At 64.0% G+C, this 23,032-nt stretch carries 21 protein-coding genes and 1 tRNA gene; 6 read left to right on the top strand and 16 right to left on the bottom strand.

Features of this window, described 5'->3' with window-relative positions; translation table 11 throughout:
* The first annotated feature begins 181 nt into the window (after nucleotides 1–181).
* Both AB5J62_RS29990 and AB5J62_RS29985 read left to right on the top strand, forming a co-directional pair.
* Nucleotides 182–949, top strand: coding sequence for a hypothetical protein (locus AB5J62_RS29990; protein ID WP_370943311.1), 768 nt, complete (start codon nucleotides 182–184; stop codon nucleotides 947–949).
* Between the two features lie 123 nt (nucleotides 950–1,072).
* Nucleotides 1,073–1,711: a nicotinamide riboside transporter PnuC gene (locus AB5J62_RS29985; protein ID WP_370943310.1), complete on the top strand. Its 639-nt coding sequence runs from the start codon at nucleotides 1,073–1,075 to the stop codon at nucleotides 1,709–1,711.
* Here the strand turns inward: AB5J62_RS29985 and AB5J62_RS29980 are convergent.
* From AB5J62_RS29980 to aceE, 3 genes are all read right to left on the bottom strand, one after another.
* Nucleotides 1,692–3,254, bottom strand: coding sequence for an L-lactate permease (locus tag AB5J62_RS29980; RefSeq protein ID WP_370943309.1), 1,563 nt, complete (start codon nucleotides 3,252–3,254; stop codon nucleotides 1,692–1,694). The genes AB5J62_RS29985 and AB5J62_RS29980 overlap by 20 nt on opposite strands.
* A 176-nt stretch (nucleotides 3,255–3,430) precedes the next feature.
* Nucleotides 3,431–4,642, bottom strand: coding sequence for an alpha-hydroxy-acid oxidizing protein (locus AB5J62_RS29975; protein WP_370943308.1), 1,212 nt, complete (start codon nucleotides 4,640–4,642; stop codon nucleotides 3,431–3,433).
* Between the two features lie 70 nt (nucleotides 4,643–4,712).
* Nucleotides 4,713–7,508, bottom strand: a complete 2,796-nt coding sequence (gene aceE / locus AB5J62_RS29970) for a pyruvate dehydrogenase (acetyl-transferring), homodimeric type (RefSeq protein WP_370943307.1) — start codon at nucleotides 7,506–7,508, stop codon at nucleotides 4,713–4,715.
* Nucleotides 7,509–7,902: 394 nt separating this feature from the next.
* Between aceE and AB5J62_RS29965 the strand changes: the two genes are divergently transcribed.
* The 3 genes from AB5J62_RS29965 to AB5J62_RS29955 all read left to right on the top strand — a co-directional run bounded on the left by AB5J62_RS29965 (nucleotide 7,903) and on the right by AB5J62_RS29955 (nucleotide 8,985).
* Complete coding sequence (locus tag AB5J62_RS29965; protein WP_370950381.1) at nucleotides 7,903–8,331, top strand: DUF3052 domain-containing protein; 429 nt, start codon at nucleotides 7,903–7,905, stop codon at nucleotides 8,329–8,331.
* A 73-nt stretch (nucleotides 8,332–8,404) separates the two neighbouring features.
* Nucleotides 8,405–8,866, top strand: a complete 462-nt coding sequence (locus AB5J62_RS29960; RefSeq protein WP_370943306.1) for a peroxiredoxin — start codon at nucleotides 8,405–8,407, stop codon at nucleotides 8,864–8,866.
* A 44-nt stretch (nucleotides 8,867–8,910) separates the two neighbouring features.
* Nucleotides 8,911–8,985, top strand: a tRNA-Val gene (locus AB5J62_RS29955).
* On the opposite strand, the gene AB5J62_RS29950 is transcribed toward AB5J62_RS29955, so the two are convergent.
* From AB5J62_RS29950 to AB5J62_RS29905, 10 genes are all read right to left on the bottom strand, one after another.
* Nucleotides 8,942–10,840 carry a recombinase family protein gene (locus AB5J62_RS29950; protein ID WP_370950380.1) on the bottom strand — a complete coding sequence of 633 codons (1,899 nt, stop codon included), beginning with the start codon at nucleotides 10,838–10,840 and terminating at the stop codon, nucleotides 8,942–8,944. The genes AB5J62_RS29955 and AB5J62_RS29950 overlap by 44 nt on opposite strands.
* Nucleotides 10,841–10,994: 154 nt before the next feature.
* Nucleotides 10,995–11,315, bottom strand: coding sequence for a hypothetical protein (locus AB5J62_RS29945; protein ID WP_370943305.1), 321 nt, complete (start codon nucleotides 11,313–11,315; stop codon nucleotides 10,995–10,997).
* 107 nt (nucleotides 11,316–11,422) lie between these two features.
* A complete protein-coding gene (locus AB5J62_RS29940; protein WP_370943304.1) occupies nucleotides 11,423–12,463 on the bottom strand; it encodes a site-specific DNA-methyltransferase in 1,041 nt (346 codons plus the stop codon).
* Nucleotides 12,460–13,272 carry a replication-relaxation family protein gene (locus AB5J62_RS29935; RefSeq protein ID WP_370943302.1) on the bottom strand — a complete coding sequence of 271 codons (813 nt, stop codon included), beginning with the start codon at nucleotides 13,270–13,272 and terminating at the stop codon, nucleotides 12,460–12,462. The genes AB5J62_RS29940 and AB5J62_RS29935 overlap by 4 nt, the downstream gene beginning before the upstream one ends.
* Before the next feature lie 125 nt (nucleotides 13,273–13,397).
* The gene (locus tag AB5J62_RS29930) at nucleotides 13,398–13,883 is read right to left on the bottom strand and encodes a hypothetical protein (RefSeq protein ID WP_370943301.1); all 486 of its coding nucleotides are present in this window, start codon (nucleotides 13,881–13,883) and stop codon (nucleotides 13,398–13,400) included.
* Complete coding sequence (locus AB5J62_RS29925; RefSeq protein WP_370943300.1) at nucleotides 13,868–15,592, bottom strand: type IV secretory system conjugative DNA transfer family protein; 1,725 nt, start codon at nucleotides 15,590–15,592, stop codon at nucleotides 13,868–13,870. Before AB5J62_RS29925 ends, AB5J62_RS29930 begins: the two co-directional genes overlap by 16 nt.
* Nucleotides 15,593–16,442: 850 nt before the next feature.
* Nucleotides 16,443–17,147, bottom strand: coding sequence for a hypothetical protein (locus tag AB5J62_RS29920; protein ID WP_370943299.1), 705 nt, complete (start codon nucleotides 17,145–17,147; stop codon nucleotides 16,443–16,445).
* A 161-nt stretch (nucleotides 17,148–17,308) separates the two neighbouring features.
* Entirely contained in the window at nucleotides 17,309–17,443 is a 135-nt protein-coding gene (locus tag AB5J62_RS29915; protein WP_370943298.1) for a hypothetical protein, read from the bottom strand.
* Nucleotides 17,444–17,474: 31 nt separating this feature from the next.
* Complete coding sequence (locus AB5J62_RS29910) at nucleotides 17,475–17,687, bottom strand: hypothetical protein (RefSeq protein WP_370943297.1); 213 nt, start codon at nucleotides 17,685–17,687, stop codon at nucleotides 17,475–17,477.
* A 552-nt stretch (nucleotides 17,688–18,239) separates the two neighbouring features.
* A complete protein-coding gene (locus AB5J62_RS29905) occupies nucleotides 18,240–18,686 on the bottom strand; it encodes a hypothetical protein (protein ID WP_370943296.1) in 447 nt (148 codons plus the stop codon).
* Between the two features lie 182 nt (nucleotides 18,687–18,868).
* Here AB5J62_RS29905 and AB5J62_RS29900 point away from each other — a divergent pair, with 182 nt between their 5' ends.
* On the top strand, nucleotides 18,869–21,253 hold the full coding sequence (locus AB5J62_RS29900) for an NACHT domain-containing protein (RefSeq protein ID WP_370943295.1): 2,385 nt from the start codon (nucleotides 18,869–18,871) through the stop codon (nucleotides 21,251–21,253).
* A 730-nt stretch (nucleotides 21,254–21,983) separates the two neighbouring features.
* On the opposite strand, the gene AB5J62_RS29895 is transcribed toward AB5J62_RS29900, so the two are convergent.
* From AB5J62_RS29895 to AB5J62_RS29885, 3 genes are read right to left on the bottom strand one after another with little or no spacing between them, the layout of a single operon-like run.
* Nucleotides 21,984–22,334, bottom strand: a complete 351-nt coding sequence (locus tag AB5J62_RS29895) for a transcriptional regulator (protein ID WP_370943294.1) — start codon at nucleotides 22,332–22,334, stop codon at nucleotides 21,984–21,986.
* Nucleotides 22,331–22,747 carry a hypothetical protein gene (locus AB5J62_RS29890; RefSeq protein WP_370943293.1) on the bottom strand — a complete coding sequence of 139 codons (417 nt, stop codon included), beginning with the start codon at nucleotides 22,745–22,747 and terminating at the stop codon, nucleotides 22,331–22,333. Before AB5J62_RS29890 ends, AB5J62_RS29895 begins: the two co-directional genes overlap by 4 nt.
* A gap of 2 nt (nucleotides 22,748–22,749) precedes the next feature.
* Nucleotides 22,750–22,917, bottom strand: coding sequence for a hypothetical protein (locus tag AB5J62_RS29885; RefSeq protein ID WP_370943292.1), 168 nt, complete (start codon nucleotides 22,915–22,917; stop codon nucleotides 22,750–22,752).
* Between the last annotated feature and the right edge of the window lie 115 nt (nucleotides 22,918–23,032).

Genomic DNA, 23,032 nt, shown 5'->3' with positions numbered 1-23,032 from the left:
GCGTTTTCGCTGCGCCGGGCGGCCTCGTCTCCCCGGTCCCCACCGGTAGTTCCAAGTATGGGTCCGGGCGATCTTCCTCGCCACCCGTCTCACCCAATCGTGGACCTGAGTTGCCGGGTGCTTCCCGCTGATCAACGCTTCTGACCGTAGGCGAATTTCACCCCTAGCCGAGGAGGAAGTCATGGGAGATCAGCTGAAGGAGGGGCTCGGCCAGGCGTGGAGCCTGGTCGCCACGTTCGTGCCCAAACTCTTCGGTTTCCTGATCGTGCTGTTGATCGGCTGGCTCATTGCGAAAGCGGTGGCCAAAGGCCTGAGCATGGTTCTCGGAAAGCTCGGATTCGGGAAACTGGTCGAGAAGACCGGGCTCACCGGAATGCTCAAGAATTCGAACGTCGACGCCACCGACATCATCTCGAAGCTGGTGTACTACTTCATTCTGCTGATCGCGCTGCAGCTGGCGTTCGGCGTTTTCGGGCCGACGAATCCGGTGAGCCAGCTGCTCAATGACGTGATCGCGTTCCTGCCGAAGATCGTCGTCGCGGTCGTGCTGCTGATCGTCGCCGCCGCCATCGCGAAGGTCGTGCGCGGTGCCGTCACGGGTGCGCTTTCGGGCCGTCCGGCCGGGCGTCTGGTCGGCACCATGGCCTACTGGCTGATCATGGCGTTCGGCATCATCGCGGCGCTCAACCAGGTGCAGATCGCGACCACGGTCACCATGCCGGTGCTGGTCACCGTGCTCGCCACGATCGGTGGCGTGATCGTCGTCGGCTTCGGCGGCGGCCTGATCAAGCCGGCGCAGCAGCGCTGGGACGGCTGGATGGCGAACGCCCAGAGCCAGCTGAGCACCAGTGACCACACCACCCCGGCCGCGCGGACCGCCGAGCCCATCTCGAACGGCATGGACACGCCGACGCCGCCCGCGGGCATGGCGCGCCCCGGGCCTCGCTGACCCTCGTGAGTGGTATGGCCGGTTCTAACCGGCCATACCACTCACGAGTCTTTCGGCTCACACTTGCTAGGGAATGCCCCGTGCCAGGAGCATGTTGGACCTGGGGACGAAAGGGGCACTGGCGTGGGTTTCCTGCTGCAACACGGGTTCACGGTGCTGGGCCAGTGGATCTCGATCGCCGAGCTGCTCGGGCAGCTGTGCGCGCTCGCCGTCGTGTTCCTCGCGCAGCGCCGCACGCTGTGGACGTGGCCGGTGCAGGTCGGCGCCACCGTGCTGCTGTTCGCCGTCTACGTCTCCGCGCACCTCGGCGGCCTCGCCAGCAGGCAGGTCGCCATCCTGCTGATCTCGCTGTACGGCTGGTGGGCCTGGTCGAAGCGCCAGGACCCGGTGTACGGCGTGGTCGTGCGCCAGGGCAGCTGGACCGAACGGCTGGTCATGCTCGGCGCGTTCGCCGTCGGCACCACCGCGATGGCGCTGGTGCTGGACGCGCTCAACGCGTCGTGGGCGCCGTGGCCGGACGCCGCGATCTTCGTCGGAACGCTGGTCGCGTTCGGGGCACAGGGCGCCGGGCTCGTCGAATTCTGGTTGGTGTGGCTGGTGGTCGACGCGATCGGCGTGCCGCTGCAGATCAAGTCGGGACTGTGGTTCTCGGCGACCGTCTACCTCATCTTCGCCGCGCTGGTCGTGCACGGCTGGTGGAGCTGGAACCGCTCGGCCCAGCGCGTCGCCGCCGGGCGCGCGGTCACGGCAGCATCCAGCTGAGCACCGGGCTCGCCTGACCGGCCACGATCAGGCACATCAGCAGGAGCAAGCCGATGCTCCACGGCAAGACCTTGCGCAGCAGCATGCCTTCCTCGCCGGGCAGGCTCGCCGCGACGCACGCGATCGTCAGGTTCTGCGGCGAGATCATCTTGCCCAGCACGCCGCCGGAGCTGTTCGCCGCCGCCAGCAGGTCCGCAGGCAGCCCGGTCTTCGTCGCCGCGGTCACCTGAAGCGCGCCGAACAGCGCGTTCGCCGAGGTGTCCGACCCGGAGACGGCGACGCCGAGCCAGCCCAGCACCGGCGAGAAGAACGCGAGCGCCGCGCCCGCGCCGGCGATCAGGTTGCCGATGGTCGCCGTCTGGCCGGACAGATTCATCACGTAGGCCAGCGCGAGCACGCCCATCACGGTCAGGATCGCGAACCGCAGTTCCTTGATCGTCGCGAGCCATTCGCGCGCGGTGTCCTTGCGCGAAACCCCCAGCACCACGGCCGTGAGCACACCGGCGATCAGCACGAGCGTGCCGCCGGTGCTGAGCAGGGTGAAGGTGAAACTGTTGCCGGACACGGGTTTCCCGTTCGGCGCGGCGATGTTCAGGAACGGCCAGTGGAACTTCCAGGTCGCCTGGTCGAGCAGTTTCTTGATCGGCGGCACCTGCGCGAGCGAGAAGATCACGATGATCAGCGCGTACGGCACGTACGCCTTGATCACGTCCCGCCGCTCGTCCGTGCTTTCCCCGCGCCTGCGCACCCCGACGACCAGCACCAGCGCGGCCGCGCCCGCGAGCGCCGCGCCGATGTCGGCGAGCTGCGCCGACACGAAGTTCGACACCGCGAACTGCACGACCCCGAACGCGATCCCGCACACCAGCGCGGGCAGCCAGGTTTCCTTGAGCCCGCGTTTGCCGTCGACGATCACGACCAGCAGCAGCGGCACGAACAACGCGAGCAGCGGCGTCTGCCGCCCGACGATCGACGAAACCTGGTCCAGCGGCAGCCCGGTGACCTGCGCGAGCGTGACCACCGGCGTGCCCATCGCACCGAACGCGACCGGCGCGGTGTTCGCCACGAGTGCCACGACCGCGGCCTTGACCGGGCTGAAACCCAGTGCCACCAACATGACCGCGCTGATCGCCACCGGCGCGCCGAATCCTGCAAGCGCTTCCATCAGCGCCCCGAAACAGAAAGCCACGATCAGCGCTTGGATCCGCTGATCGTCGGAGACGTTCGCGAAGCTGCGCCGCAGCACGTCGAAATGCCCGGTCCGCACGGTCAGCCGGTAGATCCACAGCGCGTTGACGACGATCCACATGATCGGCCACAACCCGAACGCGGCGCCGGAGAACGCGCCGGAGATCGCTTGCCCGACCGGCATGCCGAACACGGCGATCCCGGCCACGAGCGCGACCGCCAGCCCGATCAGCGCCGCCCAGTGCGCCTTCATCCGGACGACGCCGAGCAGCACCAGCACGGCGGCCAGCGGCAGCACGGCGACGAGAGCGGACCAGCCGAGACTGCCTAACGGCGCGAGTTCCTGCACGAACATGCCCGGGTCCCCGTTTCCACGAAGCGAAAACACCCTTTCACTGCGTGGCCGAGATCTTCCTCACACACCCCGAGCTTCGTCAACCCTCTGTAGTAGGTCCGGGATAAAGCGGGCTTTACTCCCGGGGATAAAGCCCGCTGAACATCGCGGAGTAAAGCCCGCTTTATCCCGGGTTGTCAGCGGATCGTGGCGTGGGTGGGGCGCAGGTCGGCGATCGTGCGGACGCCCAGGAGCTGCATGGTCCGGACCAGCTCGGCGCGCAGGATGTCGACCGTGCGCTGGACGCCGCGCTCGCCGCCCGCCATCAGGCCGTACAGGAACGCCCGGCCGATGAGGCAAGCGCTTGCGCCGCGGGCCATGGCCGCGACGATGTCGCCGCCGGACAGGATGCCGGTGTCGACCCAGACCTCGGCGTCGTCGCCGATCTCGTCCAGCGTCGGGGTGAGCAGCTCGATCGGGGTCGGCGCGCGGTCGAGCTGGCGGCCGCCGTGGTTGGACAGCAGCACCGCGTCGGCGCCGTGTTTGACCACGTCACGGGCGTCGGAGACGTTCTGGATGCCCTTGACCACCAGCTTGCCCGGCCAGGTCGCGCGCACCCAGTCGAGGTCGTCGAAGTTCAGCGTCGGGTCGAAGAGCTTGTTCAGCAGCTCGGCCACGGTGCCGTCGAAATGCGACAGCGACGCGAAGGTCAGCGGCTCGGTGGTCAGCAGGTTGAACCACCACGCCGGGTGCGTCGCGCCGTCGAGGAAGGTCTTCAACGTCAGCGCGGGCGGAATGGTCAGACCATTGCGCACATCGCGCAGGCGCGCGCCGGCGACCGGGGTGTCGACGGTCAGCAGCAGCGTGTCGTACCCGGCCGCCCAGGCGCGATTCATCAGATCTTCGCCGGCGCCGTGGTCGCGCCAGACGTAGAGCTGGAACCACTTGCGGGCGTCGGGCGCGGCCGCGGCGGCGCCCTCGATCGAGGTCGTCGCCATGGTCGAGAGCGAGAACGGGATGTCGTTGCGCTGGGCGACACGGGCGACCGCCGCCTCGCCCTCGTGGTTCATCATGCGGGTGAACCCGGTCGGCGCGAACGCGAACGGCAGCGCGGAACGCTTGCCGAGTATCGAAACGCTGGTGTCCACATCGGACACCCCGCGCAGCACGTTGGGGTAGAACTCCACGCTGCGGAAGGCCTGGCGGGCCCGGCGCAGGCTGTCCTCGAGCTCGGCGGCGCCGTCGGTGTAGTCGAAGGCCGCGCGCGGCGTGCGCTTGCGGGCGAGCATCCGCAGGTCGGCGATGGTGTGCGCGCCGGCGAGCCGCCGCTCGGTCGGGTTGAGGACGATCGGTTTCGGGCGAAGGATCTGCTTCAGCTCGCTCGGCTTGGGCAGGCGGCGTTTCGTCACACGATCATCTCCCGAATATGAAAGGACCCGGCAGACATCCGATGTCTGCCGGGTCCTTTCTAGCACTTATTTACGCGGAACCCGAGTCCGAGGTCTGCGGACCGGCCGCCGCGATGTCGTCGATGCGGTACTTCTGCGCCGCCTCGACCACCTTCGCCTGGTCGATCTTGCCCTGCTTCGCCAGCGCGGACAGCGTCCCGACCACGATCGACTGGGCGTCGACCAGGAACTTGCGCCGCGCCGCCGGGCGGGTGTCGGAGAAGCCGAACCCGTCCGTGCCGAGGGTGAGCATGTCGTTCGGCACCCACGGGCGGATCAGGTCCGGCACCGCGCGCATCCAGTCCGAGACGGCCACGACCGGGCCCTCGGTGCCGGACAGCGCCTGCGTGACGTACGGCACGCGCGCCTCGCTGCCCGGGTAGAGCAGGTTGTCGTGGTCGATCTCGACCGCTTCGCGGCGCAGCTCGGTCCACGACGTCGCCGACCACACGGCCGCGCGCACGCCCCACTCCTCTTCGAGCAGCTTCTGCGCCTTGAGCGCGTCCGGCATGGTGACGCCGGAGACCAGGATCTGCGCCTCCGGGCCGCTGCCCGACGGGGCCTCGGCGTAGCGGTACAGACCCTTGAGCAGGCCGTCCACGTCGAGGTTCGCCGGCTCGGCGGGCTGCTGGTACGGCTCGTTGTAGATGGTCATGTAGTACATGACGTTCTCGCCGTTGCCGTCCGGCCCGGTGTCGCCGTACATGCGGTGCAGGCCGTTGCGGACGATGTGCGCGATCTCGAACGAGAACGACGCGTCGTACGCCACGATCGCCGGGTTCGTCGCCGCGAGGAGCAGCGAGTGGCCGTCGGCGTGCTGCAGGCCCTCACCGGTCAGCGTGGTGCGGCCCGCGGTGGCGCCGAGGATGAACCCGCGGGTCATCTGGTCGGCGGCCGCGTAGATGCCGTCACCGGTCCGCTGGAACCCGAACATCGAGTAGAAGATGTAGATCGGGATCATCGGCTCGCCGTGCGTGGCGTACGACGTGCCGACGGCGGTGAACGACGCCGTCGAGCCCGCCTCGTTGATGCCCTCGTGGAGGATGACGCCCTTCTCGGACTCCTTGTACGCCAGCATCAGGCTCGCGTCGACCGAGGTGTACGTCTGGCCGTGCGGGTTGTAGATCTTGGCGGTCGGGAACATCGAGTCGAGGCCGAACGTGCGCGCCTCGTCCGGGATGATCGGGACGATCCGCTTGCCGATCTCCGAGTCCTTCGCCAGCTCGCGGATGAGCCGGACGATCGCCATGGTGGTGGCGACCTCCTGCTTGCCCGAGCCCTTGCGGATGCCTTCGTAGACCTTGTCGCCCGGCAGCACGAGCGCCTTCGCGCGGGCGGCGCGGCGCTCGGGCAGGAACCCGCCCAGCGTGCGGCGGCGGCCGACCATGTACTCGATCTCCGGCGAGTTCTTGCCGGGGTGGTAGTACGGCGGCAGCTTCGGGTTCGCCTCGAGCTCCTCGTCGCTGATCGGGATGCGCTGGGCGTCACGGAACAGCTTGAGGTCGTCGAGGGTGAGCTTCTTCATCTGGTGCGTGGCGTTGCGGCCCTCGAACGACGAGCCGAGGCCGTAGCCCTTGATCGTGTGCGCCAGGATCACCGTCGGCTGGCCGTGGTGCTCCAGCGAGGCCTTGTACGCCGCGTACACCTTGCGGTAGTCGTGGCCGCCGCGCTTGAGGTTCCAGATCTCGGCGTCGGTGAGGTCCTTGACCAGGTCCTTCGCGCGCGGGTCGCGGCCGAAGAAGTGCTCGCGGACGAACGCGCCGTCGTTGGCCTTGTAGGTCTGGAAGTCACCGTCGGGCGTGGTGTTCATCAGGTTGATGAGCGCGCCGTCGCGGTCGCCGTGCAGCAGCGAGTCCCACTCGCGGCCCCAGATGACCTTGATCACGTTCCAGCCGGCGCCGCGGAAGTACGACTCCAGCTCCTGGATGATCTTGCCGTTGCCGCGCACCGGGCCGTCGAGCCGCTGCAGGTTGCAGTTGATCACGAAGGTCAGGTTGTCCAGGCCCTCACCGGCGGCGACGTGGATCAGGCCGCGCGATTCGGGCTCGTCCATCTCGCCGTCGCCGAGGAACGCCCAGACGTGCTGGTCGCTGGTGTCCTTGATGCCGCGGTCGCGCAGGTAGCGGTTGAACCGCGCCTGGTAGATCGCGTTCATCGGGCCGAGGCCCATCGACACCGTCGGGTTCTCCCAGAAGTCCGGCATCAGCCGCGGGTGCGGGTACGACGGCAGGCCGCCGCCCTCGCCCGCGTGCGAGAACTCCTGGCGGAATCCGTCAAGTTGCTGCTCGTTCAGGCGGCCTTCGAGGAACGCGCGGGCGTAGATGCCGGGGGAGGCGTGCCCCTGGATGTAGATCTGGTCGCCGCCGCCGGAGTGGTCCTTGCCGCGGAAGAAGTGGTTGAAGCCGACCTCGTAGAGCGCCGCCGACGAGGCGTACGTCGAGATGTGGCCGCCGACACCGATACCGGGCCGCTGCGCGCGGTGCACCATGATCGCCGCGTTCCAGCGGATGTAGGCGCGGTAGCGGCGCTCGATCTCCTCGTCACCGGGGAACCATGGCTCGTTCTCGGTGGGGATCGTGTTGACGTAGTCCGTCGCGGTCAGCGGCGGGACACCGACGTTGCGCTCCCTGGCTCGCTCCAGGACGCGCAGCATCAGGTACCGCGCACGCTGCTGACCTCCCCTTGCGAGCGCCTCGTCGAAGGAGTCCAGCCATTCGGCGGTCTCCTCCGGGTCGATGTCGGGCAGGTGCGCCGCCAACCCGTCACGGATGACTCGGACGCGTGCCGGGGCCTCCGTGCTGGGGGCGCCGTCGTTCTGCGGGGCCAAGGGATCTCCTCGCCAAATGGTTTTGTGCTCTGTCGGTCTGCTAGCAGCGATCTATCCCTGCCATCGTCGTCTCAAATCCCGCCGCCGTCACCGCTACTGTCCGGTAACGTCGGGCGACCCGGGCGCGACATCTCCACGGCGTGGATGTATCGCGCGCGCGACTTGTACTCACCCTATGCGACGCCGGTGCCGGGCCGCCGACCGCAGGGGCCCCTGAACGTCGTAATTGCCGTCGCGAAGGGGGTGGTAAGGGTCGTACCCTGCGACACGAGTTGTTGCCGATCCGGTGTGGACGGTTGCGCGCAAGCCCTCACCAGTGTTCGCTAGTCGCAACGTGTACCCGAGTGAGGCGGCTCGCCGCCTCACTCCGTCGTAAGTTGGAGGAGTGAAAACAGTGGTCGCCGCGGGAGACGCTGATCAGAACAGCGTCGCCGAGAGGCTTGGGATCAAGCCGGACATGGTGGTCCAGGAGATCGGCTGGGACGAAGACGTCGATGAGGACGTCCGCTCGGCGATCGAGGAGACGATCGGTGCTGACATCCTCGACGAGGATGCCCAGGAGGTCATCGACGTGGTGCTGCTGTGGTGGCGCGACGACGACGGTGATCTCGGGGACGCGCTGCTCGAGGTCCGGGGCCTCTTGAACGAGAACGGCGTGGTCTGGGTGCTGACCCCCAAGACGGGACAGCCAGGACACGTCCAGCCAAGCGAAATCGCGGAAGCGGTGCCCACTGTGGGGCTTTCACAGACGGCCAACATCAGCGTCGCGGCCGGCTGGGCAGGCACGAAACTCGTACCACCGAAGTCCAAGACCAAGCGCTGAACCGGGCACTGCGGGCGACACGATAGGGTTGACCCGCAGGCACGGTTCGACGCGGTGAGAGGACTACAGAGGCATGGCCGTCGAGGTCGGTACGCAAGCCCCGGACTTCACGCTCAACGACTACAACAAGCAGCCCGTCAAGCTGTCGTCCTTCCAGGGTGACAAGCCGGTGCTGCTGGTGTTCTACCCGTTCGCGTTCAGCGGGATCTGCACCGGCGAGCTGTGCCAGCTGCGCGACGAGTTCGCCGACTACGACGGCCAGGGCGTCCAGGTCCTCGGCGTCTCGGTCGACACCCCGTTCTCGCTCAAGGCATGGGCGGAGCAGCAGAACTACCAGTTCCCGCTGCTGTCCGACTTCTGGCCGCACGGCGAGGTCGCCAAGGCCTACGGCGTCTTCAACGACACCGCGGGCCTCGCCGTCCGCGGCACCTTCCTGATCGACAAGGAAGGCGTCGTCCGCTTCGCCGAGGTCAACGCGCCCGGCGAGGCGCGCGACCAGGGCTCCTGGAAGAAGGCCGTCGCCGAACTCGCCTGAGTTCGGCATTCGGTGACGCCTCGCGCTGGGGCGTCACCGGTTCAGGGCGCATAGCTCAGCGGGAGAGCACTCGGTTTACACCCGAGCGGTCGTAGGTTCGATCCCTACTGCGCCCACCAGATAGGTCTTATTCACACCATCGGCAATGAAAACAACGTCACCTTGCGTGACGTTGTTTTCTCTTTCTGTGACAACGGTGTACTCGTCAAACGTCGTTAAGAGAACGTTAGATGGGCGGGTACGGTCGCTAGCAAGATCGGCCGCCGTCATCAAATCACCACGGTTGACGGTCGCTTGGGATGGCAGAACGGCGGCGTCCGCCGCCGGAAACTGGATCGCTGTCCCTGCGGCGAGCATCGCCCGGAACGGCTCCGTCAGCTCGGCTCGTACAACCGAGCCGTCTTCGCCGATGTAGAGCTTCTCGAAGAAGCCCTGATTGATCTGTCGCTTCACTTGGTCGGGAGCGCTCAAGTAAGCCTGCTCGCAGTGGCTGGCGGTAGTCAGCGCGCGTTCTAGGGTGACTTCGACGCCTTCTGTAGCGGTCTTGGCCGCTTTGATCTCGCCGTCGGCCTCGGCCAGTTGACGAGTCAGCCGTTGCATCTCGCTGCCAAGTAGGTCTTGCGGGACGGCTCCGGCGTAGTGCGCCTGGAGCAACTTCTGACGTTCGTCAGTCAGCTGAGTTTTGCGCTTCGCAGCTCGCTCGAGTCCGTGGCTCGCTTCCAGCCGCCGAGCGGCAACCTCCTGTCGCACACCCTGCCGGATCTCCTCCGCGTACTCCGGTGTCACTTGGAAGCGACCGTAGAAGTCGGCGATGCCTTGCTCGATGCGTTCGACTCGCACAGCTGGGCGTCGACAGTTGTTGGTCTTGGTTTTCTTTTTGACGCACAGGAAGTAGACGTAGGTGCCGCCGTTGCCAGTGTTCTCCGAGTAGACCAACCGCCCGTCGCAGCTTGAGCAATAGATCGTGGACCGCAGATAGTGCGTGTGCTTGCGATCCTTCTCGCCGGTGTGGTTGTGAGCCGCCAGGATGTGTTGGATAGCAAGCCAGGTGTCCGGCTCAATCAGCGCTTCGTGTTTGCCCTCGTAGTGGATGCCTCGATAGGGCACGAGTCCCATGTAGTACGGGTTCTGCAGGATGTGGTACATCGTTGTCGGGCCAATGGGTCGCGCGGGGCTATTTGGCGATGGCCGACTCGTCAGCCCCTTGGCGTTGGCGGCCAAGGTCAGGTCAATGGCACTCCAGTCGCCTGTGGCGTACTGCTCCAGGCACCACTGGACGATCTCGGCCCGTTCGGGATCCAATTCGATCCACGAGAACTCGACTCCACCGCGAGTTTCGCGCCGGTTGAGGTACCCCAGGGGTGCCCGGAAGGGCGTGCCGCCTTCTTCGGCCTTGCGGACCATTCCTTTTAGAACTTCTTGCGCCAAGTTGCCGGAGTAAAACTGGGCGATCTCGGCCATCAGGCCGTAGAGGAGCTTGCCGCTGGGTGTGTCGTCGATGTTCTCCATGCAGGAGACCAACTTGACGCCGTACTTACGTAACAAGAGGTTAATGGCGATGTCATCTTCGCGGTTGCGCGCTAGCCGGTCGATTTTATACTCAATGACGAAATCTGGCCGAACTGTCTTGACGTCGGCGAGCATCCTTTGCAGGTCATCTCGGTCGGCTGACTTGGCCGACTCGCCGCCATCTAAGTACTCTTCGTGGATCGTGGCACCTAGTTCGGCCGCCTTGGCGTGGCAGGCGATTCGTTGTGCTGGAATTGAGTACCCTTCTGCGCCGCCGCCAGTGCGAGCTTGCCTCTTGGTGCTAACCCGTAAGTAGATGAAGGCGATTGGTACTTCGCGATGGCGTAGATTGGTGTTGCCTTTTGGCGTATGCGCGCGGACAGTTCGGGCAGCATCAAGTGCTAGCTGCTTATGATCCGATGTGCTGGCGGGCGCACCCTGGCAATGTTGATCGCGTTCTGACATGGATACCTCCTTTGGCTCTGCGGAGCCCTAAATTGCTTTCTGGAATCATTTTCTCAGTACTTCTTGGAAGTGCCAAGAAAGGAAATCCTGTCCTTATTTCTGGTGGGTGGTACTGGATGGCGATTGGTCGCCATCCAGTACCGAGCCGAGCTCGCTACTCGGCAGCTGCGGTCTTACGGCCTCGGGTGGTCTGGGGCTTGGCCTCAGCGACTTCGGCGGGGTCGGTGCCGAACAGGCTCTGGATTGCTCCCGCCCTCGCCTCGGCTTCGCGCTGGATCTCTTCCAGCGCGGCCGTAGCCCGCTGAGCGAAGTCCGGTTCTTGCCGCTTGGTCGTGACGTACAGCTCGACCGCTCGCAAGGCCGCATCGTTGAGCGAGATGCCGTCAAGCTGCGCGACGAGGGTGAATTGGGCGTGGAGTTCGGAGCCAATCTTTAGACCCAGCGTCTTGACGCCCTTGCCGGTGGGATCGGTCATTCGACCTGCCTCCTCGGTGTTGTGTGACCGCCCATGTCTCGCGACCAGTGCGAGATCAATTGGATGAGCGGCCACAGGCCACCGATGAGTGGCTCGGACCGGGCAGTTCACGAGACTGCCCGTTCCTGTTCTGCCCGCCAAGTGGCGAGCCGTTTCTCGGCCAGCGCGGCATAGTCGGAGTTGAGCTCAATGCCCACCCAATCCCGACCATGCATCTCAGCAGCCAAAGCCGTGGTCCCGGCGCCTATGAACGGGTCGAGCACGATGCCGCGTCGCCAGCTGGCATGCGGGCAGACGGGTTCGAGTGGACCGGTGGCCAGCCAGCGGCCGTGCTGTAAGCGCTCCGCTCGTCGCCACGGCCGGTCGCAAACGGCGCAAACTCGTTCTGGGCACCCTGCCAGGAGAGGCCGCCGAATGATCTCCAACGGGAAGGCGGCGAAGTGGGCTCCGCGATAGCTGCCGGTGGGTACCGTCCAAACGTCGCCGGGGTTCTTACCGAGCGGGTGGCTGGCAAGCCCGGCGGTCTTCATCCCCGCGAGGCCGTGGTTGAGATCGACCCGCGGGCACTTGCCACGCCCCAGCTTTGGCACGGCTTCGCGGCACAAGTAGGTCCGAGCGACTCTGCGGGCGGGGCCGGCGGCTGCGGTCACCGCGGGTTCGCGGACTGCGTGAAGGTCGAAGTAGTAGTTGGGCTGGCGGGTGAAGAAGTAGACGACCTCGTGGCTGGCGGTAAACCGGTCGTGGACGCTCGACGGGGTGGGATTGGGCTTTGCCCAGATGATCTGGTTTCGCAGCAGCCAACCTGAGCACGTCAGGAGGAGTGCCACCCGCGATGGACCGAGCAGCAAGCTCTTCTTGGCCGCACCTTCCCTCGAGTGACGGCTGTACCCGTCGCCGAGGTTGAGCCAGAGCGAACCGGTCGGCGTGAGCACCCGACCGAATTCATCGCAGATGGCGGCAATCTGGGCGGCCCAGTCGTCCACCGTGGCTTCGGCCCCAATCTGCTGATCGTGCCCGTAGTCCCGCAGGCTGAAATACGGCGGCGAAGTGACCACGCAGTCCATCGAAGCGTTCGGCAGCTCGGCGAGACGCTCGCGCACGTCACCGATCAGGATGCGCCCGGTGGGTAGGTTGTTGATCTGATTCATCGGGCACCTCCTTCGACGAGAACGTGGGTTAGTAAGTCGGCTGCTTCACGGGTGAGGCAGACGGTGAACAGCGCTTGCTGCTCGTCGGGCAGTCGCTGGATCGTTCGGGCGACGGCATCCAGTCGCCGGGTATTCGGGACCAGCCACCAGGTTTTGGGGAAGATGCCAAACCGCGCTTGCTCAATCCCGGTGTGCCAGTAGGCCCGGTAGACTTCCAGCTTGCGGGAGATGGTCGGCAGACTTTCCGTATCAAGATCGAGTTCCAGAAACACGCTGAGCTCGTAACCGTCCGCAGCAAGCCGCGCGAACGCATCGGGTTTTAAGGTGACGAGCTCCCCGGCTACACCGGAGAACTGTCGCCAGCAGGCAGGCTCGCTCGCGAACTCCAGCAGCTCGGCTCGGCCAGCCCGGTCGCGTTCGACCAGCTGAACATAGGCTTCCGTCACCGCCAGCGTGTGATCCTGGAAAGCGGGTTTCGTCTCGCTGACTCGGCGGTGTCGTCGGGCTGGTTCGTAGCCGAGATCGAGGACGGCTTGTCCGAGACCTGACAGGCCGTAGATGAACCCGTTGCTCCCAGCACGGACGCCACCAATGCGGCGGCGCAGCCGGACCACCAACCCGAGCGTGGTCAGTCGCTGGAGCGCGGCCCGGGTCTTTCGCGCCTGCGTGGCCGGTAGACCAGCGGCGACATGGAGTCGGCCGAGCTGTTGACCGGTCGCCAGGCGCACCAGTTGGAGCGACTCGAGGATGGCCCGGTCGCGGCTTGTGAGCCGGTCGGCCAGACGGCGGGCCCGGCTACGACTGGTCACTGGATAGCTTCGGAGAACACCAGTGTGTCGGTGGCGGCTATCCGGCATACACGCAGGCTGGAGTCTTGCCGACTCGACACGATCGGTGGAGCGACCGGCGACCAGATGAGGCTCGTGCGGCCGCCTCATATGCCGGTCCTCCGCACTCCGACAGGCGCGGCTGGTGGATCACCGCCTTGCCAGCGCTTCAAAATGGCGGCGTCGAGTTCAGCCGGATCGACGCCGTAGCGCTCGGCACTTGCTCGGCGCACCGCGTCCGGATTCCACAACGCATTGGGTAGCGGTGGCGTGGCCACTTCAAAGGCGGCGCCGGGTGCGCCATCTACCAGGACCCGAGCCACGGCGTGGTAGGCAGGTAATCTTTCAAGATCGTCCGGTTTCACCGGCGTACCGAGCACCCGGGCCAGCGCCTTGCCGTCGCCTTCGGCGGGTCGGAAGACCACTCGCGCGCCGACATTGGCCAGCACCGCCGCTTGGAGGTCGGTACTGAGCTGACCAAGGTGCTGATGCGCCAGCGTCCACGTGACATTGGCGCCACGACTTCTCGCCAGGACATCCGCGAAATCCAACCCTGCCGCGAAGGTCTGCCATTCGTCTACCACCACCGACACCGGCCGACTACCACCACCGACACCGGCCGACGCGCGGCCGCCGATTTCGTGGTTTGGCGTTGGATTTCAAGCCACAGCTGCGACAAGATCAGGCCGCCAATAAGTCGAGCAGTCTCAGGACCTGCGGCTCCGGCATTTAGGTTGACCAGCAGGATCGTTGGCCGGGTGAACATCGAGGCGAGATCGAACGTTGGGTGGGGCGTGCCAAGCAGCCGCCGGATCGCCGGGCGCGCTGTCCAAGGGCGGAGCTTGTTAGCGACCGGAGCCACCACCTGGGAGCGTTCCGCCTCCGACAAGTTGTTAAACCAGGCGAGCCACGGAGCGATGGTCAGCGGATCACTAACCTTGGCCGCCACCGAACGGCGGAAGTGCGAGCTCGTCAAGATTGGCAAGACATCCGTCAGCGCCCCGTCTTCGAGCCGCGAGGCAAGAACCAAGCCGTGGGTCAGGACATCGGCGCTGCGCGGGCCCATGGCTGCGCCAAATATCTCGCGCAAGAGGCTCAAGATGCTGTCGGCGCGGCGCTCGGCATCCGCCCGCGGCCCGGCCAGAGGGTTGAAGCCGATAACAGGACCGGCCGCTCCCGGATCGATGACCACGACGTCCTCGTGCCGGTGCCGAGGTAGTCGTGCCAGGATGTCTTCGACGAGGTCGCCTTTGGGCTCAATAACGACCAGACTGCCGCCGGCCTCGGCCTCGTGCGTTACCCAGTGAGCCAAGAGCGTCGATTTTCCGGCTCCGGACGGAGCGATGAGGTGCGCGTGGGTGCTGTAGCTCCTGCGCGGCAACCACACTGCCGCGCCCTTGGCCGCCGGATGACTGGTCATACCCAACGGCCTGGCGGCGCCCTGCGGTAAACCGGATTGAATGAGTCTCGTCAAGCTGGCTGGCGGTGCGGCGAACGCCCCAGCGCCGCCCGGTACCTCAAGTCCAGTCAGGCACCAGCCCATGAGGGTGGCTACTTCGCTGGCGTTCATGATCTCCGACCACGAGCGGACGCGACCCATGACGCTGATGAGCTGCTCGGCCGTCCGGCTTGATTGCGGCGAGGCGTAGACCCGGGCGTGCGAGCCGCTGGCCAGGCTGAGCGCCGAAACGGCTGGCCGCAGCAGTTCGGCGGCTCGGCGTGGATCACGAGCAACGCTGCCGAGTCGGCCGCGTACGGCGTAGAGCGGTTCGGCAAGACGGGCTTTCCAGCCGCGCTGCTCGTCACCGTTCGGCTCGCGTGGCGCGGTGAAGCCCAGCCAGTCAAGCGTCGTTTCCGGAACCGGCACCCGAGTTGAAGTGTGGCTCGGCCCAACCACCCAGGACACCACGAGCGCTTCACCCGCCCGCATAGTCTCGCGGATTCGCACCAGCCCGACCGTGACGCCTGCGGCCGTGTCGAGCCTGAGCGGATGAATCATGCTGGTCAGGCGGATTTCTCGGGCTGTGATGGGCGTCGGCCGCTCGGGCGTGGCCGTTGGCACGAGCACCAGGCCAGGCAGTTGAGCCGTCAGGTCGCCCGGCAACGTGCGGGCGATCCGCGGCTCGATGCCAACCAGCCAGCGCACACGGTCGGCGTGAATCCAGACTTCAAATACGACCATGGGCTGTAAACGCCTCAAGCCGTAGTGCGGCCGTCCGGCCAACACCCGCACCAGACCCGTGATGTCGGATATAGCGCCGTCACGGGGCGGAAAGGCTTCGTGCCAGGTGAGCTCAATCATGGCAAGGCTCCCCCTGGCCGGGCCGCTGGTCCCGAGCGGCATCCGAATCCGGAGTGGCTCCCGGCAACGTTGTGGCCTGTCGGGCGAGAGCCAGACAGGCTTGCGCCAATTTTCGGATAGCTGGATGCGCTCGTTCCTGCGCGGTGACGATTACGGGACGTTCTGAAACTGGCTCGGACATGGAAACCCTCCTCTCGGGATGAGGCCCGAAACGAGGGTTAGCAGGGCGCACCTAATACGCCTGCGCTTGTCTTGACAGGCTAGCGCAGCTGGCGTGAAAATAAATGCACACTGGCTTCCCTCGTTTCCGAGGCTTGCTGATGTGTAATAGAACCTGAGCACCCGCGTCGCCAGCGGAGACGGTTCGCGAGAAGTTTTTCGACACCCCTCTCGCGAGTGTTCTCTATCTGGCGGCGTGCTCAGGGCCCGCTTATTATCGCGGAGCTCTTATCGAGAGCGCAAATGACTTATCCACAAGGGCAGTGAACGAACGGTAGTCGCCCGTCGCTCGCACGCGCCAGCGAAATATTATAAAGAAATGAACGCGCTAGTTCGCGCTGTCAGTCCTGACAAGCTTGGTAGTGCCACATCGCAGGTGAACGGCGAACGGTGCGGCGGCTCGCTGGCGCGAGATGCGCAGCTCACGAGCCCAGATCCGGCACTCCTTCTCGCGCCACCACGTCTCGGTGTTCTCTAAGGTCTTTCCGACCAGCTGTTTTCTCGTTCGTCTGGGCATAGTGGTACCTCCTTTTCGTCATGGGTGGATGCCGGTTGGTCTGAGCGCTTCCCGCTCGGCCACGCGGCTGGACTGCTCGCGCGGGTCACGCCGGACCGCATTGACGGCTGACAGTCAGAGACTCGGAACAAACGGCCGGTCGCAGGCCCGGCACCAGGTGACGCCCGGCCGCCAGCCGCCGCGCGCGACCCTGATGGTTACGCGCGTCCGGCCGGACTGGCACTGGCATGAGGCGAAGACGTACTTGCCGGGCGCCGCCGGCCTGGCCGCGTCGACTTGAGCGGAGCTCACCGAGTCATTTACCTGGCTGTTCGTTTGCTCGCGGCGGTCGAGATGCGGCGTCCGCTCGAGTACCAAGCCATGGCCCAGCTCGGCGACGAGATCGCCGTAGTCTGCGCGGCCGCGGTTCGCTAGCCGGGGCGTGTGATGCCCAACTCGGGCGTCGCGTTCGACGTGCAGGCCAATGACCAGGGCTAACTCGGCGAACCGCCGGTTGTGATACCGGCCTTGCCTCGACGTGTCCTTGATGCCGCTCGTCGCGGCATACGCGTGAACGGCCTCATGGAGAAGCGTCACCAGCACGTTCTCCGCCGGGCTAATGGACGGCGCACAGTCGCTGAAACAGGCGTTGACGAACAGCTCATGGACCGGACGGCCGCCATGCTGCCAAGCTTCGGCTTCCAGCCAGCCGTAGGCCTGGCTGCTCGTGCCGCCGGATGTCACGAGCACCTGGTCTTGCAGGACTTCCGTCAAGCCCGGCAGGTCTTCGAGACGCCGCCGGGCAACCTCCATGAGTACCCGCGCGAGAAGCGCGTTCATGGCGAGATGTGCGTCAGTCGGGCCGGAGCCTGACAACGGCACGACCTCCGCGCCAGAGGCGGCCGCGTCAGGCAGCCTCTCGCCCTGAGTCGATCTGGTTTTGGGCATAGCTCACCTCAGGTTCGTTTCCGAGTGGATGTGAAGAAGAAGGCGGAAGAGCTCTAGCGGACGAGCTTCCAGATGACCCAGAGCGCCAGGATGCCCAGCGCCACGGGCCAGTAAGTGGCCGCCAGCTGCGCGCCCACGAGGACGAGAGCCAGCACGAGGAACGGCAGCGCAAAGAGGAAGAACAGCATGAATACACCTACCTTTCGGGTTTAGAGAAAGTCAGCGCCTGGCGCCGAGAATGATCCAGCCGATGGCGCACAAGATGCCCACGGCGATGATTGCTGGCATAGCCGGAGCAATCAGCTGGAAGAACATGTCCCAACCGGCTTGGATCTCGCCCATGAGCGGAGCCGGTAAGACTGGCTCCAAGATGGCCATGATGAGCTTTAAGACAACGCCGAGGGCCAGCAGCCCGCCGACGATGCCAGCCACTCGGCCGAGGATGCGGCCAAAGCTTGATCTCACGAAATAGTTGCCTCCTTCCCTAGGGGATGACGGGTCGGACCGCCTGGCCCGACCCGCCGCACTTCCCCTTGTTGATCTAGACGGGTGAACCGCCTCGCTGGCCGCATGCGCGGCATGAGGTCGCCGCTGCTAGCGCCTGTTCGAGACGCCAGCGGTAGTACCTCGAGGTCAAGTACCAAACGATCGCCGCCGTGAGTAGGACAGTGACGCCGTACGAGTAGACGGTGGCGTTCATTGCATCCTCCCGCCCCAGCTCGGCGCCAAGTAGCAGAGCATCTGACCTCCTGGATGTTGTTCTCGATCCTTCGCCGAACTGGCGATGACACAAGGAGAGCACCGCTTTCGGCTTGGAGCGGCCAACTGTCCGAGTTCTGCCCCAAGAGCTATAAACATGCAGCTCAGAGGCCATCTTCTAAGTTGGGACAAAGCTCGGCCAACGGTCGGGTAAGACCGCCGCCAACACGAAAAGCCCGCTCGAAGTGAGCGGGCCAGGGGGTTGACGGGGTCAGCCATGGGGAGTTACTGCGGGTTCCAAGAAACGGGTACGGACCGCTCGCCCTGCGTGTGCTTCCAGACGCAGGCATTGAAGAAATCTCGATCAGTAAGAAGTTGCGAAGGTGACGCTTCGTCCGAGACAAAGAGATCTTTAGGATCCCTCTCCGTTACGACGTAATCGTCGTCGTGGCGGTCCATAGATCCAGGATCGCGTCCGGGCTTCAGTTCTATGTAGTCGAGGAAGCCGGGATCGAAACGCCAGTAGTCCATGATCGCCACCACGCCGATGAGGTACGTCGTGAAGTCGCCGCAGCAGGCTTCCACGCCGTCGCCGTCGCGAAGCCATGCGACGATGAAGTTGCCGAGGGCGAGTTCGTTCTTCGACAATCTGACGAGTGCCGACGTCGGTGTCTTGTGCGCAAAAGCTTCAAACGACTCAACCATGCGAATACGGATATAGTCGTGCGTCATTGACAGCCTCATTTCAGATTGAGGCTGACCCCGTATATTCTATAGCATAAATAGCCCATGTTTGCAATAGTAAATTGCACGAGACGTGCGGATGATTGTTTCAAGCTCCTTCAGGCATCGCTTATCCTTGGACGCGGAGTATGCTTGCTGGCTGCCGGTCCAGATAAGGGAGGGTGGACGGGATGGTTGAGGCGGACAGCTCGGACGTTGAGGCGAAAGCGTCAAGGAAGCTGCTCGTCGACGTTGGCCGCGAGCGCGTGATTCGGACAGTTGTCAACAAGCTTAACTTGCAGTCTGTTACTACCTCCTGCGAAGTGGATCTCCTGGACGCCGTGGTGCCCGACGTAGCCGCCGAGGCTCAGGTTGCCGCACGTGGCAACGAGGACGATGCGGCGGCTACTTATGTAGTTGCTGCTGCCTATCTTCTCGGATATATCGACGATCCTGGGCTGCTTGAGGTTATCGATCAACGTGGTCAGAGAATTGAGTACGACGAGCGAAGTAAGAGCTGGAAAGGTCCGTCGAATGCGAAAATACAGCAAGACAAAGTCGGCGTTCTTCTTGGAAGGTCGCAGAGCAGTGTAAAAGGGCCGCTTTGGAGTAATAGGATTTTCGAGGCGCTCGAACGCGCCATTGTTTGCCATCTAGAATCTGATGCTATTCTTAAACGGTTACTCGAAATTGTAGAGAGACACGAGAGGCTCTCGCGTCCGCGTGAAGCTACCTCGCCATCAAGCGGCCAGGCGGGCCACTCTTACGAGTTTGAAAAACGGAAGGCATCACTCTCATGGCAGCCTGAGTTGCCTGCTCGCCACATTGATTCGAGACTTCTGCGCGCAAAAGCGGACCTCGCCGAGTCGGTTGAACGACAGCTGCTTGAAGAAAAGAGAACGCAACGCGTGGGCGACCCCTTTCCGCTGCCTATCCGTCTGGATGACTGCACGCATACGTACGGTGACCAGCGCGGAGAAAGTCAACGGGTTCAGGCTCCCATGGATCCGGTTAACTTGCCCGGAATGATCGACAATGATATCTCATCGATCTTCGAGAGAGTGCCCACTAAGTGTCTTATTGTACTAGGCAAGCCAGGTTCAGGAAAAAGTGTACTATTGCGAGAGCTTGCACTCTCACTCCTTCGCAAGAATTCGCCGACGGATCGCGTTCCAGTGATATTCAATATCGGCTCATGGGAGCCGAACGAGATCGACTTGCGCGACTGGATGGCAAAGGAGATTGTTGCAAGTCACCGCGACCCCAGATTAAAAAAGCGGTTAGCTGCAGCACTGGCTGACCAGCTTGCATATGGCCGACACATACTCCCCCTTTTCGATGGACTTGACGAAGCGGGCGAAGATCGCCTCGAAGCTGTCTTAAGGTCGATATATGCTTCGCGCGACCCTGATTCTAGCTTCATAATTTCGAGTCGCGTGGATGAGTATCGCCATGTCGCATCGAAAGGAAAAGTCACTACTAGCTTCACCTCCGCCTTCTTGGTGCGTGATTTAGAACTTGAAGATGTGATCGAGTACCTGCCGCGCACATCGCCTGCTCGCCCGTCGTTCAACGAAGGCAAGGTGGCAACGAAGTGGGATCCCGTGCTTGCGCGACTGAAGTCGAGCCCGGATAGCCCCGGCTGCATTGCCCTTCGTCGGCTATTCGCTACGCCACTCATGGTTTCATTGGCTCGTGCTATCTATAGCGAGACGGATGCGCACCCTAAAGAGTTACTTGACTTCCCGGACCTTGCCTCACTTTCCGATCACCTACTTGACAACTTTGTCCGGGCGCGGTACGAGCAGCCTACGACTCCAGGGCGACATGGTCGCTATATGGCAGTAAGAGGAGTTCAAGTTGAACGATACCTTTCTTTTCGGGCAGTGTCCCTTCTTGGGCAGCGTAGGAGAGATTTCAAGGAAGACATATCAGATAAAGTCTTACAAAAGAAGCACCGCGAACTGGTTAGAAGTCTAGTGATTCTGTTCTTGTTTCTTTGCTGGTCGGCAGCGACGACTATCTACGGAAAGAAGATGACGGTCGCTAATTCATTCCATTCGTTTGAAACGCTGACGCCGATACAGTACGCAGGACAACTGGCGCTCATCGGGATAGTTGCAATGCTGCTTGCATACTTAAGCAAGTTCATATTTCTGCGTCGCAGGAAATTGGACCTTCGATGCCTTTTGTCGAAATTCGAAGATAGGCTGCTTAAAGACGCTCATTGCCGTGGTGTTCTGCGGCGAAATGGAAGCCACTACCAGTTTAGGCATTCGCTCCTTCAGGACAGATTGGCTCTAAATTTGCTCAATAGTGGCGCATGGATTGCTAAAAGTGACATAGCCTGGAAAGCGCGAGCGTTCATCGCTGTAGAGTTGTACCAGCAGGGGCGGATTAGTGATGCTGAGCGCGAGATGAAAGAATCACTGCGACTGCAGTTGACTCTGCCCTGGATGCGGTGGAGGTATCACAAAACTCAGATTAAGTGGACCATTGAGCAAACTGACGCTGGAATGTTACTGCGAGCGATTAGCGCGAGGGGTCGAGAGCGGTCAGCCTTACTTTCACGATAGCATAAGAAAACTACGTCGCGGTCCGCGCGTATGAAGATCCAGGCACCTGTAGCGCTTTACAAATGCCATGAGTCATTAAGGGCTCTCTGGATGGCCGCTTATAGGGCCGTGGACTCGGCGCCACACTTGCCGCTCCGACGCGGGCAACTCAGCCACCGAACTCCCTTCCGTAACCGGCTCAGCCACCTCAATCCTCGCTAGCACCGCCGTCGGCCACTCGCCGTCTTCCGCTACGACGTCAAGATCGGCTTCTGGCCAGGCTAGCCGCACGGCTCCGCCTTCTCGCTCGGCTTCTTCGACAAGGTCGTCAACACGAACTTCGTCGTGGACGACGTGACGCCCGTAAGCGACAGCCTCTCGGGCTTGTCGTCGCTCCCGTGCGTTGTCGTAGATAAGCCAGGAGAAGACACCAACGACTGGCCCGGCCATCACTAAGATGAGCCAGGCCAGCCAGAAGGCGCTCATTGCGGCAGGTCAGGAGCGGTTGAGTCAGCTGTGTGCAGCTCATCAGGCGACTCGGGCTCTGGTTCACAGACTAAAGGCCCGGGAAGGACGCCCGCGGCTTGGTCGTCGGCGTGGGCGTGGAGCAGGTCGCCCAGGTCCGCCAGAAGACCAGCGAACTCGTGCTGCCGGTCCACTGGCATAGTGGCGGCGAGCAGCTCCGTGCAGACGCGCGGCAGTCCGCGACCAACGACTTCAAGAGCAACGACGAGCTCGCCGGTCTGGCGGCTCACCGCTTCCTCACCGCCTCAAACCAGTCAGGTTCTTCGATGTGGAGTTCCGTCATGAGCTCGCGGCTGGTGGCCAGAAGCTTGCTCATTGCCGTTAGGTGGTTGCCGAGCCGCTCTTCCCCGAAGGGCGTCAGCCTGACCCACCCTTTACTGTCGGCGCCCTTGGCCGAGGCGACGTACTTGGCCTCGCGCAGGATGCGCAGATGCCGGGCGAGCCGCTCTTCACGCAGGCCCGTGGCGTAGCGGAGGTATCCCAGCCAGCACCACTGCTCAACCTCAAGCAGGCTCACGACTTGCAGCCGGATCGGGTCGGTCAGGAGCGGGTCGAGCGGCACCAGCGTGCAGGTCATACCGTCACCTCGGCCAGCTCGTCGGCCAGGATCCGGATGGTGCTGCCCGTTCGGCGCACCGTCGAGGTCAGCCGCCCCGAGATGACGGCGCACTCCGACAGGTGGGAGCCCGACACCACGACGACGCCGGCGGCACCCGGCAGCCTGAGCACATCAAGCAGGCCGGTAAAGCCCGGCCGGATGAGCACGTGCGACCCGACGCCGCGGTCACAGAAGACCGTGCCCAGCTGCCAACCTTCGCTTGCGCTCCACCAGTTGAGTAGATCCGCACAGGCATCGCGGTAGTCCGGAGAGCGCCGCTCAGTGCGGATATAGCCGTACATCGTCTGAGGCTTGCCAGCGGGCGTGTCCGCGCACGGCCGGGTAAGGAGCTTCTCGGCCAGAGTTTGCAGTTCGGAAAAGACGGTCTCCATCGTTAGAAGCCCTCCCGGAGGCGAAAGGCCAGCCGCACCGGCTCGCAGGGCCAGGTCGCGCCGCAAGCGCCACAGCAGATGCTTACTTCGGCGGCCCGTGCGGTCAGGTCCGGCGCGTGCAGCACCAAGTAGAAGATGGCCAGCGCGTACAGCTGGGCCGGTTCTGGCACGCGCGGGTATGCCGTCGGCGCAAGGGCATTGCGGCAGCGTTGCCACGTGACCGGTACCGCTCGCGGCACCGGTTGAAGGGTTCGTGCGGTCATTACCTCGGGGAGCCTTCCTACT

Source organism: Amycolatopsis sp. cg5 (assembly GCF_041346955.1).
Lineage (GTDB): Bacteria > Actinomycetota > Actinomycetes > Mycobacteriales > Pseudonocardiaceae > Amycolatopsis.
Note: the sequence above shows the minus strand (reverse complement) of the source record. Positions and strands in the feature narration are given on the sequence as shown.

Coding starts and splice junctions, on each gene's coding strand:
- AB5J62_RS29960 (WP_370943306.1), top strand. CDS start 8,405: ATGGCCGTCGAGGTCGGTACGCAAGCCCCGGACTTCACGCTCAACGAC.
- AB5J62_RS29895 (WP_370943294.1), bottom strand. CDS start 22,334: ATGACCTGCACGCTGGTGCCGCTCGACCCGCTCCTGACCGACCCGATC.
- AB5J62_RS29980 (WP_370943309.1), bottom strand. CDS start 3,254: ATGTTCGTGCAGGAACTCGCGCCGTTAGGCAGTCTCGGCTGGTCCGCT.
- AB5J62_RS29905 (WP_370943296.1), bottom strand. CDS start 18,686: ATGACGCACGACTATATCCGTATTCGCATGGTTGAGTCGTTTGAAGCT.
- AB5J62_RS29925 (WP_370943300.1), bottom strand. CDS start 15,592: ATGATTGAGCTCACCTGGCACGAAGCCTTTCCGCCCCGTGACGGCGCT.
- AB5J62_RS29940 (WP_370943304.1), bottom strand. CDS start 12,463: ATGAATCAGATCAACAACCTACCCACCGGGCGCATCCTGATCGGTGAC.
- AB5J62_RS29890 (WP_370943293.1), bottom strand. CDS start 22,747: ATGGAGACCGTCTTTTCCGAACTGCAAACTCTGGCCGAGAAGCTCCTT.
- AB5J62_RS29920 (WP_370943299.1), bottom strand. CDS start 17,147: ATGAACGCGCTTCTCGCGCGGGTACTCATGGAGGTTGCCCGGCGGCGT.
- AB5J62_RS29950 (WP_370950380.1), bottom strand. CDS start 10,840: ATGTCAGAACGCGATCAACATTGCCAGGGTGCGCCCGCCAGCACATCG.
- AB5J62_RS29945 (WP_370943305.1), bottom strand. CDS start 11,315: ATGACCGATCCCACCGGCAAGGGCGTCAAGACGCTGGGTCTAAAGATT.
- AB5J62_RS29900 (WP_370943295.1), top strand. CDS start 18,869: ATGGTTGAGGCGGACAGCTCGGACGTTGAGGCGAAAGCGTCAAGGAAG.
- AB5J62_RS29915 (WP_370943298.1), bottom strand. CDS start 17,443: ATGCTGTTCTTCCTCTTTGCGCTGCCGTTCCTCGTGCTGGCTCTCGTC.
- AB5J62_RS29990 (WP_370943311.1), top strand. CDS start 182: ATGGGAGATCAGCTGAAGGAGGGGCTCGGCCAGGCGTGGAGCCTGGTC.